Genomic DNA, 17,125 nt, shown 5'->3' on the forward strand with positions numbered 1-17,125 from the left:
GATTCGCCAGAAGTGTCACCACCACACCCCGCCAAAACGTCACCGATGTCCTGAGGCAGAACTGTCACCGATGTCCTGCGACATAACATCACTTCGCCTGCCGAACAAGACAGGCGAGCCGTGAAAATGGCAGGCGAACCGGACCCAAGGCAGGCGAACCGGCAGGGGTTCACGGGAGGGGAGGGAGGGGGCGAGGACCGGGGTCAGGCGGTCTCGGCGTGCCGGGGGCGGAAGGAGGCCGCGTCGTCCTCCGGCTTCGGGCCCGCGACGGTCAATGCCGCGATCCCCGTCGTGATGGGGACGCTGAGGATCAACCCGATGGCCGAGCCGAGTGTGCGGATGATCTCGCCGGAGAACATCTCCGCGTTGAGGAGCGCCAGGGCCGGGCGTTCCGTGTAGTACAGCGTGAGCAGGATCACCAGGGCGCTGCCCGCGTAGGCGAAGACGATGGTGTAGATGGTGGAGGCGATGTGGTCGCGGCCGATCCGCATCCCCGCCGCGAAGAGCTTCATCCTCGACATCGACGGGGCCGCCGCGCGGAGCTCCCAGACGGCGGAACTCTGCGTGATGGTGACGTCGTTGAGGACCCCCAGCCCGCCGATGATGATCGCCACCATGAGCAGTTCCCGGAAGTTGAGGTTCGGCGCGACGCTGGCCAGCGTGAAGTCGTGGTCGTCGGCGAAACCCGACAGCCGGGCGGCCCAGGTGGACACGGCCCCCAGCCCCGCCGTGATCGCGACGCCGATGAGAGTGCCCGCGAGCGCCGTCGAGGTGCGGATGGACACCCCGTGCGCCACGTACAGGACGACGAACATGATGGCCGTGCCGCCGACGATCGCGACGATGATTCCGGGTTTCCCGACGAGCAGCGCGGGGAGCATGAAACCGGTGAGGACGGCCCCGGCGATGCCGAGGCCGAGCAGGGCGAACAGCCCCTTCCAGCGGGCGACAGCCGCCACGACGAGGACGAACAGGACCCCCATCACGATCAGGACGGGATGCCGGGAGGCGGTCTCGTAGTTGTAGTTGACCCCGTTCTCCTTCAGGTCAACCCGCCCGACCGAGATCCCGTCCCCGGGGCGCAGCCCCGCCTGCGCGGCGGGCCCCTGCAATATGATCTGCACCTGCTGCCCCTTCTCGGGGCCGGAGGTGAGTTCCACCGTCGCCGTGTGACAGGTGGGCTCCGTGGGACCGACATTCTCGCAGGAGTACTCCAACTGGGTGATGGTGGCCTGCTCGAAGGAGTAGTTGGCTGAGCCGACCTGCCGCTTGACCTGGCTCTCCATCTCGCCGCTGCCCGGCCACAGCCAGATCATCCCGGCCACACTCAGCACCCCGACCACGGCGAGGAAGACCACGAGAATGGTCCGCGCCCTCGCGCCGACCTCGACGTGCTCCAGGTCGTGGCCTCCGTGCGAATGTCCTGCTCCCATGCCCTGCACGATACCCGCCGAACGGAGGACAACGCGGCATGACGGTAGCCTTTGCGGCATGACAGTCAGCCAGTGCTACCGGCACCCCGGGGAGCCCACCGGGATCGTGTGCCAGCGATGCCATCGGCCGATCTGCCCCCGCTGCATGATTCCCGGGGCCGTCGGATTCCAGTGCCCCGGCTGCGTGCAGGCGGGGATCCGGCAGACCCGCCAGGCCGAGCTGCCGTTCGGCGGGACCCGCAGTCGTCGCCCCGAGCTCACCTCGCTGGTGCTCATCGCCGTCAACGTGGCGATCTGGCTCGTGATCCTCGTCACCGGGCAGTCCGACAGCCCGGTGCTGCAGACGCTGGCCCTCCAGATCGACGGCCTGTGCGTGAGGGGCAACTACATCATCGACGTCGGCGTGGCACAGTGCCCCGACGTGGGGGGCCAGTGGGTTGCAGGTGTCGCCGATGGTGGCTGGTGGCAGATCCTGACCAGCGCCTTCGTGCACCTGCAGATCGTCCATCTCGCCTTCAACATGGTGGCGCTGTACATCCTCGGGCCGCAGCTGGAGAAGGTCCTCGGCCGGGCCCGATTCCTCGCCCTCTACCTGGTCTCGGCCGTGGTCGGGTCGGCCTTCGTCATGTGGCTGACCGAACCCCACGTCACCACCCTGGGCGCCTCGGGGGCGATCTTCGGCATGATGGCGGCCCTGCTGCTGCTCGCCTGGAAACTCGGCGGCAACTACCAGAGCATCCTGGTGTGGATCGGCATCAACGTCGCCATCACCGTCTTCGGCGCCGGGGTCATCTCCTGGCAGGGGCACCTCGGCGGCTTCCTCGGCGGCCTGGCCGTCTCCGCCGCCCTCGTGATGCTGCCGAAGCAGCAGCGGTCGAAGCTGCAGTGGCCCCTCATCGGCGGGGTGCTGCTGCTGGCCCTGGCCGCGATCGTCGCGCGGGCGCTGACGCTCAGCTGAACAGCTGCTCGATGAGCGGTCCGGCCGTCCCGGAGCCGGAGTCCCCGTCCTCCACGAACGCGGCGACCGCGTACTGGTCGTTCCAGGTGATCATCCAGGCGTGGGCGGTCTGACCTGCTGCGTCGCCGTACTCGGCGGTGCCGGTCTTGCCGCCGCGCATCACCTGGCCGAGCTTGGAGCCGCGGGACCGGTTGAGCATCGCCTCCATCACCGTCCGGAGGTTTTCGGTCTCCTCGGCGGTGAGCGGGGTGGCGGTCGAGGTGGCCTCCTGGCCCTTGACGAGCCACGGGATGGTGGTGCGCCCCGAGGCGACGCTGGCCGCGACCGCCGCCATGCCGAGCGGCGACATGCGGATCTGGCTCTGCCCGATCATGCTGGCCGCCAGGTCGATCCCTGAGTTCGCGGGCTCCACCGTGCCGAAGTTCGACGTGAACCCGGCGTCGTAGTCGACGCCGACGCCGAGGCTCGCGGCCGCGCTCTTGAGCTCCTCGGGTGAGATCTTGTCGTGGTTGAGCCCGAACGCCGTGTTGCAGGAGTAGGCGACGGCGTCGGCGAGGGTGATGGTGCCGGTCTTCTCCTGCGGATACCCGGGGTAGTTGCTCTGCACGTAGTCGCCGATGGAGAAGCTGGCGGGGCACTTAACCTCGGAGGAGGCCGTCGCTCCCTTGCGGATCATCGCCAGGGAGGTGACGATCTTGAACGTCGATCCCGGGGCGAAGGCGCCATAGGTGGCATGGGGGTACTCGCCGCCGGCGGGGGAGGTCGCGGCGGCGGCGACCCCGCCGGTTCGCACGTCGATGACGACGAGGGCCGCCACGCCGGTCTCGGGGAAGTTCGTGGCCAGAACGGATTCGGCCTTCTCCTGCATCGTCCGGTCGAGGGAGGTCTCCAGGGCCTCGCCGATGCTCGGTTCCTGCACGAACAGCGGCACCTCCTCCGCCTCGACCCCCTTGCGGCCCACGAGGTCGATCCGCACCCCGGGAACCCCGCGCAGTCGCTCGTCGTACCGTCCCTGGAGGCCGCTCAACCCGACGAGGTCGGTGGCGGAGACGGCGCCGCCCGCCTTGTCGATCTGCTCCTTCGTCGGGTTGCCGACCCGGCCGAGCAGCCCGACGGCGAAGGTGCTGGAGGGGCCGGTGACCGACTTCACGTCGACGATGGCCACGCCCGCGACGTCGCCGATCGCGGCAGGGATGTCCTCCTGACGGACCGTCGCCGCGACGACGAACTGCTGCGGGCCGCCCGCCAGCACCTTCTCGGTGTAGGCGGCGGCGTCGATGCCCAGCACCTGCGCGAGGTGCCCCGCCGCCTCCGGCCAGGCCGCCTCCTCAAGCTTGCCCTTGTCGATGCCGAGTTGGTGGAGGGTGATCTCCTCGACGAGGGCCAGGCCGTCGCGGTCGTTGATGGCGGCCCGTCGTGGTTGGCTGCGGCGATGACGAAGCCTGGTCCCGGCGGTGAGCTGCGGATGGACGACGGCCGGCGACCACGTGACGAGCCAGGCACCCTCCACGTTCTCCAGTGGCACGATCGTCTGGAAGGCCCAACCCTCCTGACCGATGGCGTAGCTGTGGGCGAGGATGGCGGTTGCGCTCCGCCCGTCGGGGGCGTAGGTGATGCCGCTCGGGGTGACGGTGGGGACGATGCCGTCCATGCCTGCGAAGATGGTCTGCAGTTCCGTGGTGGCGTCGGTGGGGGAGACGGTGAGCGGCACCGAGGTCAGGTCCAGGGTGGGCAGCGCATCCGCCAGCTTCGCCACGGTCTGGGAGGCGTCGGGCACCCCCTGCGGTGGGGTGGTGGCGGGGTCCTGGCCCGACTGGGGGGAGTTCCCGGCGGGGGCGCAGGCCGTCAACGCCAGCACCGCGGCGACGAGTGTCGAAAGCAGGCTCAACATGGCCGATCGGCCGGAGCGTTTGACGTTCATGGACCCACCTTTCTCCGCGTCCCATCCGAGCGTACCGCCCCCACGTTGCGCCGGGTCGATCCGAACACCTCTTGGTCCAGGGACCGGGGGCCGGTACCCTTGTCCCAGCGCCCCGGGAGTCCTCGGGGTCCCGTTCTTCCGCCTCCCAAGGAGTGAATCCGGTTGTCCGTTCCCCTCTGGGTCTGGGGCCTGACCATCGTCATCATCGTCGGTCTGCTTGCCTTCGACTTCTTCTTCCACGTGCGCAAGGCCCATTCCCCGACCCTCAAGGAGGCGGCCGTCTGGTCGGCCATCTACGTCGGGCTGGCCATCGTCTTCGGGCTGTTCGTCCTCGTCTTCGGTGGCGCCGAGATGGGAGCCGACTACTTCACCGGCTGGCTGGTCGAGAAGGCCCTCAGCGTCGACAACCTCTTCGTCTTCCTCATCATCATGGGGTCCTTCGCCGTGCCGCGGGAGGACCAGCAGAAGGTGCTGCTGTTCGGCATCGTCTTCGCGCTCATCGCGCGGTCGGTGTTCATCGCGGCGGGCAAGGCCATGCTGGAGGCCTGGACGTGGACGTTCTACTTCTTCGGGCTCGTCCTCGTCGTCACGGCCGGGAAGCTCCTCACCCCCGAGGGGGCGGATTCCGACGAGGCCGACAACTTCGTCATCCGGCTGGCCCGCAAGTACCTGCGCACCACCGACCACTACGACGGTGACAAGCTGTTCACCGTCGAGAACGGGCGTCGCGTCCTCACCCCGATGCTGCTGGTCATGGTGGCGATCGGCGGCACGGACATCCTCTTCGCCCTGGACTCGGTGCCCGCCATCTACGGCGTCACCACCAACGTCTACATCGTCTTCACGGCGACGGCGTTCTCGATGATGGGGCTGAGGCAGCTGTACTTCCTCATCGATGACCTGTTGGACCGCCTCATCTACCTCAAGTTCGGCCTGTCCGCGATCCTCGGCTTCATCGGCGTCAAGCTCATCCTCGAGGCCCTGCACACCAACACCCTTCCGTTCATCAACGGCGGCCAGCACGTGCCCGTCTACGTGTTCGGGAAGCTGGAGGCGCTGCTCATCGTCGTCGGTCTGCTGACCATCACCGTCGTGGCGTCGCTGTTCAGTCGGAAGGGCGCCGTCGCGAGTGCCGTGAAGTCCCTGGACCGCAAGTGCCACGCCTATCTCCATGACGAGTACCACGGCGACGACGCGGAGCGTCAGGCCCTCTACGACGAGATCCTCACACGGGAGGCAGGTCTGGCGAAGCTGGACCAGGAGCTCGTGGCGCACTACATGGAGGTCACGGGGGCCGAGCTGGCGTTGGCGAAGGCCCACGCCAAGCACGGCGAATCCTGACATGGCGGTCGGGTCGGCGATCCGTCGGCTCTGTGGACGCCCGGGATTCCGTCGGCTCCTGACGCTCAGGGTGCTGTCCCAGGCCGCGGACGGCACCGTGCAGGTGGGCATGGCCTCCTATCTGCTCTTCTCGCCGGCGAGCCAGCCGGATGCGTGGTCGATTGCGGCGATCCTGGCCATCACCTTCCTGCCGTTCACGGTGCTGGGGCCGTTCCTGTCGCCGCTGCTCGACACCTGGTCGAGGCGGCAGGTCGCGGTGCTGTCCGACGCGGCCCGGGCGACGCTGTCGGTGCTCGTCGGGGTGCTGATCCTGTTCGGTGCGACGACGGGGGGCTGGCAGGTCGCGATGTTCGCGGCCCTGCTGTTGCTGCTGAGCATCAACCGGTTCATGCTGGCCGGGCTGACGGCGGGGCTGCAGCACGTCGTCGACGAGGACGAGTACCTCACCGCGTCGTCGATCCTGCCGATGGTCGGACCGATGGGTGTGGTGATCGGGGCGCTGCTCGGGATGGGGGCGAGGCTGGGCCTGGCGCCGTGGCTGGGAGCGGATCCGGCGAACGCGATCGTGTTCTGGGTGGCGGCGCTGCTGTTCATCGGCTCAGTGGTGCTCGGGCTCGGGTTCGCCAGGGAGGCCCTCGGCCCGAGGCCCGGGGCGACGCGCGTCGGGGTGGCGCAGGTCGGGCGGGAGCTCGCGGACGCCTTCGCGCACCTGCGGACCCGGCGGGTTGCGCGGCTGGCGATCGGGGTGCTGTTCGGGGCGCGGCTGTTGTTCGGGCTGTTCTCGGTGGCGGTGATCCTGGCGTTCCGCAACGTCCTCAACGACGATCCCGTCACGGCCCTGGCGGACCTCACCCTGTGGGGGACGCTGACTGGGGTCGGGTTCATCGGGGCGAGCGCCGTCGTCCCGCCGCTGGTGCGGCTGATCGGGCTGCGATGGACCGCGGTCGCGGTGCTGCTGCTGGCCGGCGTCGCGTCGGGGGTGGCGTTGACGGGGGTCGAGGCGCTGCTGCTGGGGCTGTCGGTCGGGGTCGGGCTGGGGACGCAGTGCTACAAGATCGCGGCGGACACCTTCGTGCAGGCCCACGTCGAGGAGGAGTTCAAGGGCCGGGTGTTCACGTTCTACGACATGGCCTTCAACGGCGCGTTCGTGCTGGCGGCGGTGGTCGCGGCGGTCGTGCTGCCCCCCACGGGCATCGGCCCCGGGGTCGCGCCCGGTGTGGCGGCGGCGTGGCTGCTCCTCGCCGTCGCCCTCTGGTGGTCGTCGGCGAGGATCGGCGCGACGGAGTTCGAGAAGGGAACCGAGGACCTCGTCCGGCGGTGACGGTGGGCCGGCCATGCACCGCGTCAGGTGGCGCAGCCGCCGTCATGCGGCAAGGCAGTTCACCGCCATCGTCGGGATCAGCCCGTACAGCTTTCGGCGCGCTGCGATCGATCGGGCGATCTCGCGAAGGCAAGTTTGTGGCCATCAGCGTCGCTGGGTCTGTCCGGTGAACGGTATCGGCAAGGGGCCGGGGCGGTCTCGCCGTGCCCACTATCCCAGGTCGGACAGGAGCTCAGCCAACAGCTCTTCCTCGTAGCGGACGGTGGCGCTGTCCATCCGCCAGCGCCGCGCCCCCGGCAAACGGAGCAGCCCCTCGACGATCCGTCGGCCCACGGCGTCCTCGTCCGCGTGGACGTGAAGCGTGGCCTGCGCGCAGATCACCCGCAGCAGGTCAAGCGCCGCCTGGCTGGGGACGCCAAACGTGCACACCAGCGCCCGGGAGCCATCCCCATAGCGATCGGCTGCCGCTTCGACGATGGACGGGTTCTCGCAGACGAAGACGTCCTCCACCCCCGGCGCCAGCCGAAGCCCGCCCCGCAATGAGCGCAAGGTGAGCCACACCGGTTCGCCCCGCAGACTCGCAAGGGTCGCGGCAGCGGCGGCTCCGACGAGCGGCAGGTTCAGCACGAGCACCTGGGTCGACACCTCATCGCACACGACCCCGCCCCTCGCCCAGGCGGCACGCCATGCCTCGGCGTCCTCGACCGGATCCTTCCACAGGGCGACACCGTCGGCACCCACGTGGCAGTTCCTCCCCGACAGGAAACGGGCCACCGCCCGCCCCAATGCCCGGGAGCGGTCGAGTGCGTGTGCATCGCGAAACAGTCGAGCGGCCAGTACCTGCAGGCGTTCGTTCTCCTCGGTCAAGGCCGCCACGACGTCTCGAATCGCGCGCGCCCGGCTGAGAATGTCCGGTCCGGTCAGGCAGCGTGTCACCACTGCGTCAGGCACGCGCGGGTCGAGCTCGCGGAGGAGGCGTCGGGCTTCGGTCACTTCTTCCGCCCGTACCTCGCGTTGGCTCTGACGCTCAGCGGGCAGATCGCGCAGTGGCCCGCCAAGCGCCACGAGCAGGTCTTCAAGTTCGGTCCCGTGTTGGGCGAGCCCCGCCCGCAGCCGAGCCATCGCCACGGGTTGGTCGCCCTGAGCCCATGCTGCGTCCAGGATCTCCCCAACCTCACTACGTTCGGCACGGGTGAGTGGCACCTTGACCTTGGCACGCGGCCCGCATTTGCGTTCCTCGACCCGCCGCCGGATCTCGGCGAGGACCTTGGACGGCCCGGACTTGCGCGCCCACTCCTCCAGATAGTTCGGGATCACAGCAGACGGTCCTGTTCCTGTGGCGTCGGTGCGGCATCGTCGAGCCAGGACAGCGGAAGGTCAATGGTCTGCAGGGTCGACCCGGCCCACAGCTCGGCCACCAGGTCGGCGCCTGGCTCTGGGGCGGTGGCCCGCACCACCTGGTAGATCGCCGCAGTCGGTACCGCCTCGACATTCACCAGACGTCCGGGCCCGGCCAGGAGCACATCGAGATCGAAGCGCTGCAAGAGGCGCATCACCATTGACCTGTTGGGCGCGTCGAGCCCGTCGAAGGCCTCATCGAGCCACAACGGACGCGGGGCGTGGGGAAGGCGTCGGTACTGCGCGGCGAGCGCCGCTACCAGTGGCAGCATGAGCATCACCGCGCGCGCCCCGCCCGAGAGTTCGGCGTACCGGCGCGTGGTCAGCGGCCCCCAGCGGCCCTGCGCGACGCGGCTCTCGAGGGCCACCTCGTACCAGGTGCGGTAGTCGAGGTGGGCCGCCAGTGAGTCCCGCCAATCGGCTCGACCTTCGTCGACAGCGGCACGTTTGGCCTCGTCCACCTTCTCCTTGAGGAAGCTGCGCACCGATGCCGCCACTTCGGGGTCCATCAGCCGTGGCCCAGAGACTGCCTCCAGGACCGGTGCGTGGGTGCCAGGTTCGAGACGGATGCGCAGAGTGGTGCCGTCGGTTCCGGTGGGGTGGTCCTGGAGCACGGTGTTGATGTCGGCGACCAGTCGCTGCGCCTGCCCGATCTGCTCGCGCATGTGCTCGAGGAAGGTGGACCCCAGCAGCCGGTCGAGGGTCTCCCGCACGGAGGCCCCATACTGGCCTTCAAGTTCCCGGCACACCTCGAGCAGGTGGTCACCAGCCTCCAGCAGCGGCAGGGCCAACCCATGGGAGTTCACGACCACCTCGACGGTCGGAACTGGTTCGTCAGGGGTCACCTGGATGCTGCGGCCGCCTTGTTCGAGGACGCCACGGATGTCCCGCGCCGAGGCGTCGATTCCGCTGCGGAGACGGTTCACGATGCGGGCGTTCTGCCGCACGCCTTCCCTGGCTTGTTCACGCTGACTGCTGTCGACCCAGTCCTTGGGGCGCAGTCGGCGACGCAGCTCGGCGGCCTGGGCCCGCACATGGTCAACGGCCGCTGACTCGGGCTCCGGAAGATCAATCTCGAGGCCCGTGGCCAGGCCGTGGTCGAGCAGTTCACGCAATCCTTGATGGGCATGGCCGCGATCCTCGGTCGCTTCCTCGCGGCGGCGTTCGACTTCAGCCAGCTTGCCTTCGGCACTGCCCCGGCGGGCCGCGACTGAGTCCCTCTGGTCATCCAGCGCGTCCAGCTTGTCCTGGGTGGTGCTCACCACGTCCTGAAGATACGCCAGCTTGTCGATGATCTCCTGGTCATCGGCGTTGATCGAGGCACGCAGCGCCTCCAGACGCGCGTTGGCGGCCTGGTGGTCGAGGTCATCCCGTTCATGCGCGAGGCGCTGCTGCTCGGTGTCATCGCCACGCCGACCCGCTTCCTCGGTGGCGCCTTGCAGACGCCGCGCGGATCGTTCCACGTCGGTGCGGCGGTTTCGCCACTCCGCCAACGCCACACGGGTCTCGTGGAGGGCTTGGCTCACCTCGGCCAGGGACTCCTCGTCGGTGGGCAGCCTCTGCTCGGCGGCCTCCCGACGCAGCTCAGCCCGGCGAGTGTCGGCGACTGCGTGGTGCTTGCGGGCCTGCTCGGCGGCCCGGTCAGCCTCCGATTCAGCGGTCTCGGCGTGGCGGTCATTCGCTCGGCACTCGGACAAGGCGTCGCGCAGGGCGTCGTCGGTGGGCGCCTTCGCAAAGCACTCTGCGAGTTCTCGCAGTTCTTGGTTCTGCCGTGTTTGCTCCTCCTGGAGGTCCGCCCGCTGTTGCTCGAGTTCGGCCGCCTGCGCCCGCAGCTCGGCCAGGTGACGCTGTCGTTGCGCCTCGCGGGCGGCTTCCCCCAACCACTCGGCCTGGTCGTGCACGGGAGCGGCCCGCCCGGTTACATGGTCGGCCCGCCAGCGGCCATCCAGTGCTACCGCCACACCGCTGTCGGGCAGTGGCTCGTCGGAATCGCACAGCCGCACCGAAGCGAGCACATCGGCCACCAATGTGGCATGCTCCCGGGCGCTCTCGGCCACGACGAGCGCTTCCGCGAGTGATCGGGTGGGACGCTGCTCACTGACACGGACGAAGGTGTCCAATCCAGCTTGCTCCTCGACGCTCACCCACGCATCCAGCAACCCACTGGCGGCCAGTGCGGCCTCCAGCCGGGCGACGTGGACAGGGGGCACCTGATCGGCGGGATTGACCATCGCCCAGAACGGCGCGCCGGCAGCTTCGCCTCGGTCGCGTCGGTGCCACAGGTCCGGGGATGGCGGCTCCATAGCGGGTCGATGAACCAAGTCCTCGATCTGCTCGGTCAGTGCCCGATGGTCGGCTTCGATGGCTTGCAGCGCCGTATTGACCCTTGAGATGTCGGTGGTCAGCGCCTGTTCTCGGGGCTGCCAGGCGTCGCGTCGGATCACGTCACTGAGGCGTGGTGTCCCCAGCTCATCGACGTTGCTCGGTAAGCCCTCCTCCCACGCCGACTGGAATGGTTCGGCGAAGGGGGGTATCCACGCGCGAAGCGTCGAAACAACGTCATCGCGCTCCGCAGCTGCCCGCTGCCATGAGTGCTCGGCAACTTCGCGTGCCCGTTCGGCCCGCGCGTGCAGCACATCCGCCTCTCTATCACTGATTTCCGCCTGGTGAGCTGCCTCCTCAGCCACCCGACGCAGGCCGTTCACTCGGCTCACCGCAACCTCGCGCTCTTGACATGCCTGTTGCAGATGATCGGCGTCCAGGGGCAGTGATGGCTCGAGCCCGGCTCGACGTGCCGAGGTGCGCACCCCCTGTTCCTTGTTGAACAGCTCCTGCTGGGAGTGCTCGTGTTCTTCCTCGGCCTGCTGCCGTGCACGCTCGGCGTCGGCGAGGCGTGACTGCGCTTTCTTCAGGGCGTCGGCACTGCGCTCGGCCACCCGGCGGGCGTTGTTGGTGAGGGCCTCCTGGTTGCGCAGGTTCTCGGCCCGGGCGCTGGCCCCACGGTAGGCGGCCGAATCCCGCCACGACTCCTCCTCAGCGCGGCTTGTGGCCAGACGGGCTCGGAGGCGCTCGCGCTGCGCGTTGAGCTTCGCTTCGTCGGCCCTGCTCTGCTCCAGATCGGTGCGGGCCTGTCGTTCCTCGCGGGTCACGGTGTCCAGTGCGGTCTGGCGGGCGGCCACCTCGTCGGCGCGCAACCGCAATGCGGCGGCCGCCCATGGCTGCCACCGGTCCCGGCGAAACCCAGCCACCGCAGCGGCCGCGGTCTGTGCCCGCTCGAGATCAGCGTGCAGCTGGTCGAGCTGGTCCCAGCCTCGCGCCAACTCCTCAACTTCGGTGCGGCTGAGTTCGGGAAGCGCATCGCGTAGATGGTTGGTGACGAAGTCAACCTTCAACTGTGCGCCGAGTTTGGGTTGGCGGGTGACCTTGAGCAACCTGCCGATGCTCTCCAACTGATCCACACTCCCGCCCAGCAGGCGCGAGGCGACGTGCTGCCGGTAGGCCGCGGCGTTGGGGTGGGCCTCGAATCCGGACACGGTGATGTCCTTGGCTTGGCGCACCGTGCGGCCCTCGGTCAGCTGAAGGGCCTCCCGCACCCGGCTGCCGATGCTGGTGCACCAGGTCAGGCGAGTGCTGGAACCTCCCGTCCGGGCTGAGGCGTGCAGAAGCGTGGTGAAGAACTCAGCTCTGCCCTCGTGCATCCGCCCGTACTCCACCCACAGCCAGCCGTGGAACAGCGAGGCGTCGCTCTGACGCCGGTCGGACTCGCCGCCGGGACGCACGTAGTAGGCGAACTGTTTGCCCGAACGCCCCAGGGTGTCGATCTTGTCGCTGGAGGTGTCTCCCAGCCAAGGAATCAAGGTGGTCAGCGCCATCAGCGAGGACTTGCCCGTCTCGTTGCGTCCCATGAGCTGGGCCCACCCGTCGGCATACCAGTACTCGACGGCTTCGAACTCCCACAGGTTGACCACCCCTGCCCGGAGCGCTTGCCAGCGCTGCCTGGTGGGAGCGGGCAGCCCGCCGTGCGCCAACGATTCGCGCCACTCCTGCAGCGCCCGGTCGGCCGTGGGTTCACTCATCGTTCCTCCGATTCGAACAGCATTCCGGACAGGTCAACCGGCGCAGGTTCGGGGGTGCTGTCAAGGACAGCATCGCGGTAGCGGCCCGCCAGTGGCAGGAAGGTCCAGTCGCGCGATGTCGGGTTGACTCGAAGTAGGCCGAGGTCGGCGAGTCTGTCCGCGACCTGGTCAACCAGCCTTTGGGGCGATTCGCGCAGCTCCACGGTGAGTTGTTTGCCCGCTTCGGCATGCAATTGTCTGGCATGGCGGTCGACGAGTGCGGCGTCCACGGTGCGGAAACTCCCCTCGGCGTGAGCTGAGAGACGGTCGAGCATCGCCAACGCGGCCCAGTCCAGTGCCGTGGAGGCGGGGAAGTCGACCAGCATCTCCGAAGGGAGGGAACGGTCGGGTGAGAGTGACAGGATCACCGCGTCCTTGCGATGCTCCACCGAGCCGCCGGTCATTTCCTCGGCGAGACCTGCCAGCCGTAACCGCTGCCCGCCGTGGTCGAGGTAGGTACGGTCCTCCTCGGAAAGTTCATCGGGATACAGGGCTTGGGTCTCCACCAGCCGACGCAGGAGCCGGGGGCCGCGTTCGTCGGCTCTCATCGATGGAGGATGGAGGGCCTGCTCGACGTCGCCGGTGTCGATCAGTAGCACCAATGCTTCCCGATGCACGTGATAGCCGGCTCCGATCCCGGTGCCGGTGCGCTCCCATCCCTCACGCAGCCGGTCGTCAGTGCGCACCTCGAGGACGCCGTGGCGCAGTAGCAACTCCACCGCGCGCAGCAGCAACTTGCGGTGGCTATAGCTGTTCGGGTCATAGGGCCAGCCCGAGCGGCCGGCGGCGCTCAACCGCACGACGTCCGAGATCTCCTGCAGCGTGATCGAGTCCTCGCGATGCTCGTCGAGGCAGGCGGCGGCGTAGAGCGCCAAGAGGAGAACGGCCCGGGCGGGCGGTGCGCGGTGCCCCGAGATGGTCTCGTCCGCCACGGGCACGCGGCGTAGCCGGTAGCACTGGTCGAGGTGGGCCAGTCGATAGCCCATGCGTTTGCACCAGGTTTCGAGCGTACGGGCGTGGCGGTGGACCAAGGCGTAGGCCTCGGCATCGTTCCACGGCGTCACGACGGGGTTGGCGAGGAGGCTCAGAAACGCACGCTGCTTGTCGGCGTCATCGGCGCGCGTCATCGACAGTGTCATGCGATGAACTCCACGATGGCGTCGGGCACGATGAGTCGTCCGGCCGGTAGATGGAGCACAGCTGACCCCTTGCGGCTGGTCAAACGCAGGAGCCACCTGCCGTCGGCGCTGGTGGCCTCGAGCACCGTATTGTCCGGCCGATACCGCCTCGCCTCGCTCAGCAGGTCCAGTAGAATGGCGGCCTCGTCGTCCCCAAGCGCAGCCCACTCGCTGAGCGCTGTGCCACTGCGAGCCGCCAGCGAAGCGGCAGCTCGCTCCAGGTTCGCCTGCTCCCACTGGGCCCGGCGGCGTGCCTCGGCGCGCGCTTTGCGGCGGTCAACGACATTGAGGGCGCGTCCGGTTGTGGAACGCGGGCCCTGGGTCCGCAGCCGCCGGGTGACGGGCACCGGGTCGGCCTCCCAGGTCGACAGGCGGCGTCCGTGGGAGATCTCGGGCGAGAGGTCGGTGACGTGGCGAGCCGAGTGCAGGCCCGTCGCCCGACACCACAGCCGCCAAGCATCCTCATCGGTGTCCACGGATTCAAGAGCATCGGCCAGGCGCAAAAGATCGGCCTTTCGCGAGACGGTCCCGCCGACGGCGAGCAGGGCACGATGGCTCTTCAGTACCGGGGCGACCGCGTCACGGATCTGGCGTCGCAGCCGAGTGGCCTGCGGATTCATGCCGGTGAACCAGGCACCCAGCACGTCGAGATCGCGACGCATCTCGTCTGCGGCCGTCACGATGAGCGCGGTCGAGGCTGAGGTTCCCAACCGGGTCAGGGCCATGCCCCGCCAATGCTCCTCGGGGACCTCGCGCAGGCGCGGGAGCTGCGCGGCGATGGGCCCTGACCATGCATCCACACCGGCGCCCCACATTTCGGCGTAGGTGAGGATGGTCTCCAGTAGTCGGGTGACCTTCTCCTCGGTGGGTGAGCCACCCAGGGCAACAGCCAGCGCGTTCTGCCAACCGGTTGCGGCTTCGCTCATCGCCTGGAGCGTGGTCTGCACCTGCGCGAACTCCCGGCTCGCGCTGGCCGAGTCTCCCTCGTCGAGGGCTGCGACGGTCGCCTGCAACCGGTCCCGCAACGTGATCGGGGCGAGCAGCACTGCGGTCGAGGTGGCGCCCAGCTCGGCCTCGATGGCATGCACGGCGGAGTTGAGTTGGTAGCCGGCCTCGCTGAGCTGGTAGCGGTGGCGGTTGCGGAGGAAGTCTTCTTGGGTTTCGGCGCGGTCCTGCCAGGCGGAGCAGGTACCCCACTCGACGAGCTGGTCCATGCGCGAGCGCAGGTCCAACTCGTTGAGCAGGTCGGCGGCCTCGTTCGCAGGTAATTCGTCGCGGATGAGATCCTGCAGGGTGTCGAAGCCGACGCCGGTCAAGGTGACGTCCCTCTGGCGCTGGAGGATGTCCACGATGAGTCGGTACTGCTTCGCCAGCGGACCGACGAGGTAGCTGGCGGGCGTGACCTGACCGGGCAACGGCACCAGGGCCCAGGCGTTCGTCTCGTCCATGCCAACCTCCCCTTTTCGAGAATACCGTGGCCAGGACACCCGTCAGATGATGACGTCGCGCTTGACGGGATGAGCGCACGGCTGGGTTTTGACCGGTGCTGGCGCACGACACCGACCCGTCGCAGCCCCACCTCAACGGCGAAGAGCCGTTCAGGGGCGGGCTGGGTTGATCCAGACCACGTCGTCGAACCTTGCGAAGTCGCTGTTGAAGGAGCAGATGCTTGTTCCATACTCGAGTGCGAGAGCCGCCAGGTGGGCGTCTGTGACCAGATTCCCGCGCACATCCTCGCCGATCAGGAGGCGCTGCAGGATTTCACGATGGCGGTTCCCGGTGGTCGGTATCCAGGCCAGGTCGGCGTCGAGCCAATCCGTGATGTGGGTCCAGGCCTGGGCAGGGGTGAGTGGGTCAGCGGTCACGCGTGGATGCGTGATGATTCGTTGAAAGGCCAGCAGGGATGGCCATGGAAAACCAACACGTTCGACGCCGTTGAGAGCTGTTTCCAGCCAGGAACGTGCGGTGTCATGGTGGTGCGATCGGGTGTCCACCGCGTACAGGAGGACGTTGGCGTCGACAATCATGCCGGGCTTTCGGAGTCCTGACGGTCCAGCAGTTCCAAGGTGTCAGCGATGTCGGTGACGTCCCCCTTCAGTCCCACGTCAGCCGTGCGTTGCCTGAAACGGGTGGTCTGTCTCTTGTGTGACAGACCGACTCGGACCAGCTCGTTCACGGCCTCATCGAGGCCGATGTGTCGCTCAGCGCAGAGACGTCCTGCCGCGGCGGCCACGTCAGGATCGAGGCGCACGGTTGTTCTCATGCACAGAACCTACGTCACTGATGCTGATGGGGCTGCATCAGCGATGCGAACCAGGTCGGTGTGACAACAGTCAGAGTTCTACTCAGAGCAGCTGGGGCCACGGGCGCAGCGCCACGGCCTGACTCGCGGCAAACAGGGCGACGTCGATGGCGATGGCGAGGACCGCGATCATGGCGAGGGGAGTCGCAGCGGTCACCGACACCAGGCTGACGGCAACGGCGGCCACGGTGTTGGCGACCATGACGATGCGCAGCGCGGAGGTCAGGCGCAGCCGCCGCAGCATCCACACGATCCCTGCCGCCCAGACCACCACTGCCACGCCGACGGCGGCGACCAAGGAGGGTGGGATGGCCACTGCTCGGGTGACCCAGCCTGCGGAACATGCGAGGGCCACCCCCAGCACGGCGCAGTACCCGGCGTCGAGGCGAAGACTCCACCGTCCCAGCCGGTCGCCGTCGATGCGTCGTGGCGTCATGGTGCCATCGTATGAGTGACCGAAGGTCCTGTCAGGCCGTCTTGGCCTCGCGGCGCTTGAGGGCCATACGGGCCGAGTCGACCAGGAGCACGAAGCCGACCCCGATCTGGATGCAGTCCTTCAGCACGAGGCGTCCTCGGCCGGACAGGAACGGGAACCCGAGGTCCGCGTCCGCCACGCCCTGGGCGGGGGCCGCCACCCACACCTGCGGGGTGGTGATGAGGAAGGACAGGGTGACGATGCTGAACCCGATGAGGGCCAGGGCCCCGATGACACCGATCTCGGCCCGGACCCAGTGCAGGGCGATGAGGACACCGATGCGCAGGAGGGTCAGGGACAGTCGATCCCAGCTGGCGAAGGTGGTGAGCAGCCGGGTCAGGAGGCCGGGGGCCTTGGTATCGGTTATGTGCGGAGCCTTCCTTGGAGGAAAGCACACACCCTACAAGGCGCTTCTGGCGGCCGGACAAGGGGGGTTGTGGGTGTAATAGTTGAAGCGCTGACAGGGGCTACGCATCCCCTCCGGTGGGAGGGCGTACGTGGTAGGTTCCGGAAACCGTACAGGCTGCGTTCTGCCTCCCCGACCACGGACGGGCCGCTTGTGGGGGGCACAGAAATCAGGAGATCCGCGTGGGGTCCGAGGTGCCTCACGTAGGAATGAGCGCGAAGGGTGGGTTGGTGCCTCACGTAGTGTGAGCGTGAGGCTTGCGGTCATTTTGGGGTTC

13 protein-coding genes are annotated in these 17,125 nt (G+C 68.3%); 3 read left to right on the forward strand and 10 right to left on the reverse strand.

All coding sequences use genetic code 11. The annotated features are described in order from the left end of the window. Positions 1 to 203 precede the first annotated feature (203 nt). Positions 204 to 1,433 (reverse strand): YibE/F family protein, encoded by a 1,230-nt coding sequence (locus EII35_RS14315; protein WP_185744366.1) that lies wholly within the window; start codon positions 1,431 to 1,433, stop codon positions 204 to 206. Positions 1,434 to 1,491: 58 nt separating this feature from the next. Between EII35_RS14315 and EII35_RS14320 the strand changes: the two genes are divergently transcribed. Further along, positions 1,492 to 2,391, forward strand: a complete 900-nt coding sequence (locus tag EII35_RS14320; RefSeq protein WP_260465145.1) for a rhomboid family intramembrane serine protease — start codon at positions 1,492 to 1,494, stop codon at positions 2,389 to 2,391. Here EII35_RS14320 and EII35_RS14325 read toward each other — a convergent pair. Continuing rightward, positions 2,384 to 4,312 (reverse strand): penicillin-binding transpeptidase domain-containing protein, encoded by a 1,929-nt coding sequence (locus EII35_RS14325; protein WP_185744367.1) that lies wholly within the window; start codon positions 4,310 to 4,312, stop codon positions 2,384 to 2,386. The genes EII35_RS14320 and EII35_RS14325 overlap by 8 nt on opposite strands. Positions 4,313 to 4,474: 162 nt before the next feature. On the opposite strand from EII35_RS14325, the gene EII35_RS14330 reads away from it, so the two are divergent. Then, positions 4,475 to 5,653: a TerC family protein gene (locus EII35_RS14330; protein WP_125229147.1), complete on the forward strand. Its 1,179-nt coding sequence runs from the start codon at positions 4,475 to 4,477 to the stop codon at positions 5,651 to 5,653. A 1-nt stretch (position 5,654) separates the two neighbouring features. Next, positions 5,655 to 6,974, forward strand: coding sequence for an MFS transporter (locus EII35_RS14335; RefSeq protein ID WP_125229148.1), 1,320 nt, complete (start codon positions 5,655 to 5,657; stop codon positions 6,972 to 6,974). A gap of 210 nt (positions 6,975 to 7,184) precedes the next feature. Here the strand turns inward: EII35_RS14335 and EII35_RS14340 are convergent, their stop codons facing one another. The 8 genes from EII35_RS14340 to EII35_RS14375 all read right to left on the reverse strand — a co-directional run bounded on the left by EII35_RS14340 (position 7,185) and on the right by EII35_RS14375 (position 16,839). Next, positions 7,185 to 8,291: a TIGR02679 domain-containing protein gene (locus EII35_RS14340; protein WP_125229149.1), complete on the reverse strand. Its 1,107-nt coding sequence runs from the start codon at positions 8,289 to 8,291 to the stop codon at positions 7,185 to 7,187. Continuing rightward, positions 8,288 to 12,448, reverse strand: coding sequence for a TIGR02680 family protein (locus EII35_RS14345; RefSeq protein ID WP_125229150.1), 4,161 nt, complete (start codon positions 12,446 to 12,448; stop codon positions 8,288 to 8,290). Before EII35_RS14345 ends, EII35_RS14340 begins: the two co-directional genes overlap by 4 nt. Then, complete coding sequence (locus EII35_RS14350) at positions 12,445 to 13,626, reverse strand: DUF2398 family protein (RefSeq protein ID WP_125229151.1); 1,182 nt, start codon at positions 13,624 to 13,626, stop codon at positions 12,445 to 12,447. Before EII35_RS14350 ends, EII35_RS14345 begins: the two co-directional genes overlap by 4 nt. After that, the gene (locus EII35_RS14355; protein ID WP_125229152.1) at positions 13,623 to 15,113 is read right to left on the reverse strand and encodes a DUF2397 domain-containing protein; all 1,491 of its coding nucleotides are present in this window, start codon (positions 15,111 to 15,113) and stop codon (positions 13,623 to 13,625) included. The genes EII35_RS14350 and EII35_RS14355 overlap by 4 nt, the downstream gene beginning before the upstream one ends. A 150-nt stretch (positions 15,114 to 15,263) precedes the next feature. After that, positions 15,264 to 15,692: a TA system VapC family ribonuclease toxin gene (locus EII35_RS14360; RefSeq protein ID WP_125229153.1), complete on the reverse strand. Its 429-nt coding sequence runs from the start codon at positions 15,690 to 15,692 to the stop codon at positions 15,264 to 15,266. Further along, positions 15,689 to 15,928: a CopG family transcriptional regulator gene (locus EII35_RS14365; protein WP_125229154.1), complete on the reverse strand. Its 240-nt coding sequence runs from the start codon at positions 15,926 to 15,928 to the stop codon at positions 15,689 to 15,691. The genes EII35_RS14360 and EII35_RS14365 overlap by 4 nt, the downstream gene beginning before the upstream one ends. Before the next feature lie 82 nt (positions 15,929 to 16,010). Next, positions 16,011 to 16,403 (reverse strand): hypothetical protein, encoded by a 393-nt coding sequence (locus tag EII35_RS14370; protein ID WP_125229155.1) that lies wholly within the window; start codon positions 16,401 to 16,403, stop codon positions 16,011 to 16,013. A 31-nt stretch (positions 16,404 to 16,434) separates the two neighbouring features. Beyond that, positions 16,435 to 16,839 (reverse strand): DUF417 family protein, encoded by a 405-nt coding sequence (locus EII35_RS14375; protein WP_125229156.1) that lies wholly within the window; start codon positions 16,837 to 16,839, stop codon positions 16,435 to 16,437. Positions 16,840 to 17,125: the final 286 nt, after the last annotated feature.

It is taken from the genome of Arachnia propionica (assembly GCF_003932785.1).
Taxonomy (GTDB): domain Bacteria; phylum Actinomycetota; class Actinomycetes; order Propionibacteriales; family Propionibacteriaceae; genus Arachnia; species Arachnia propionica_B.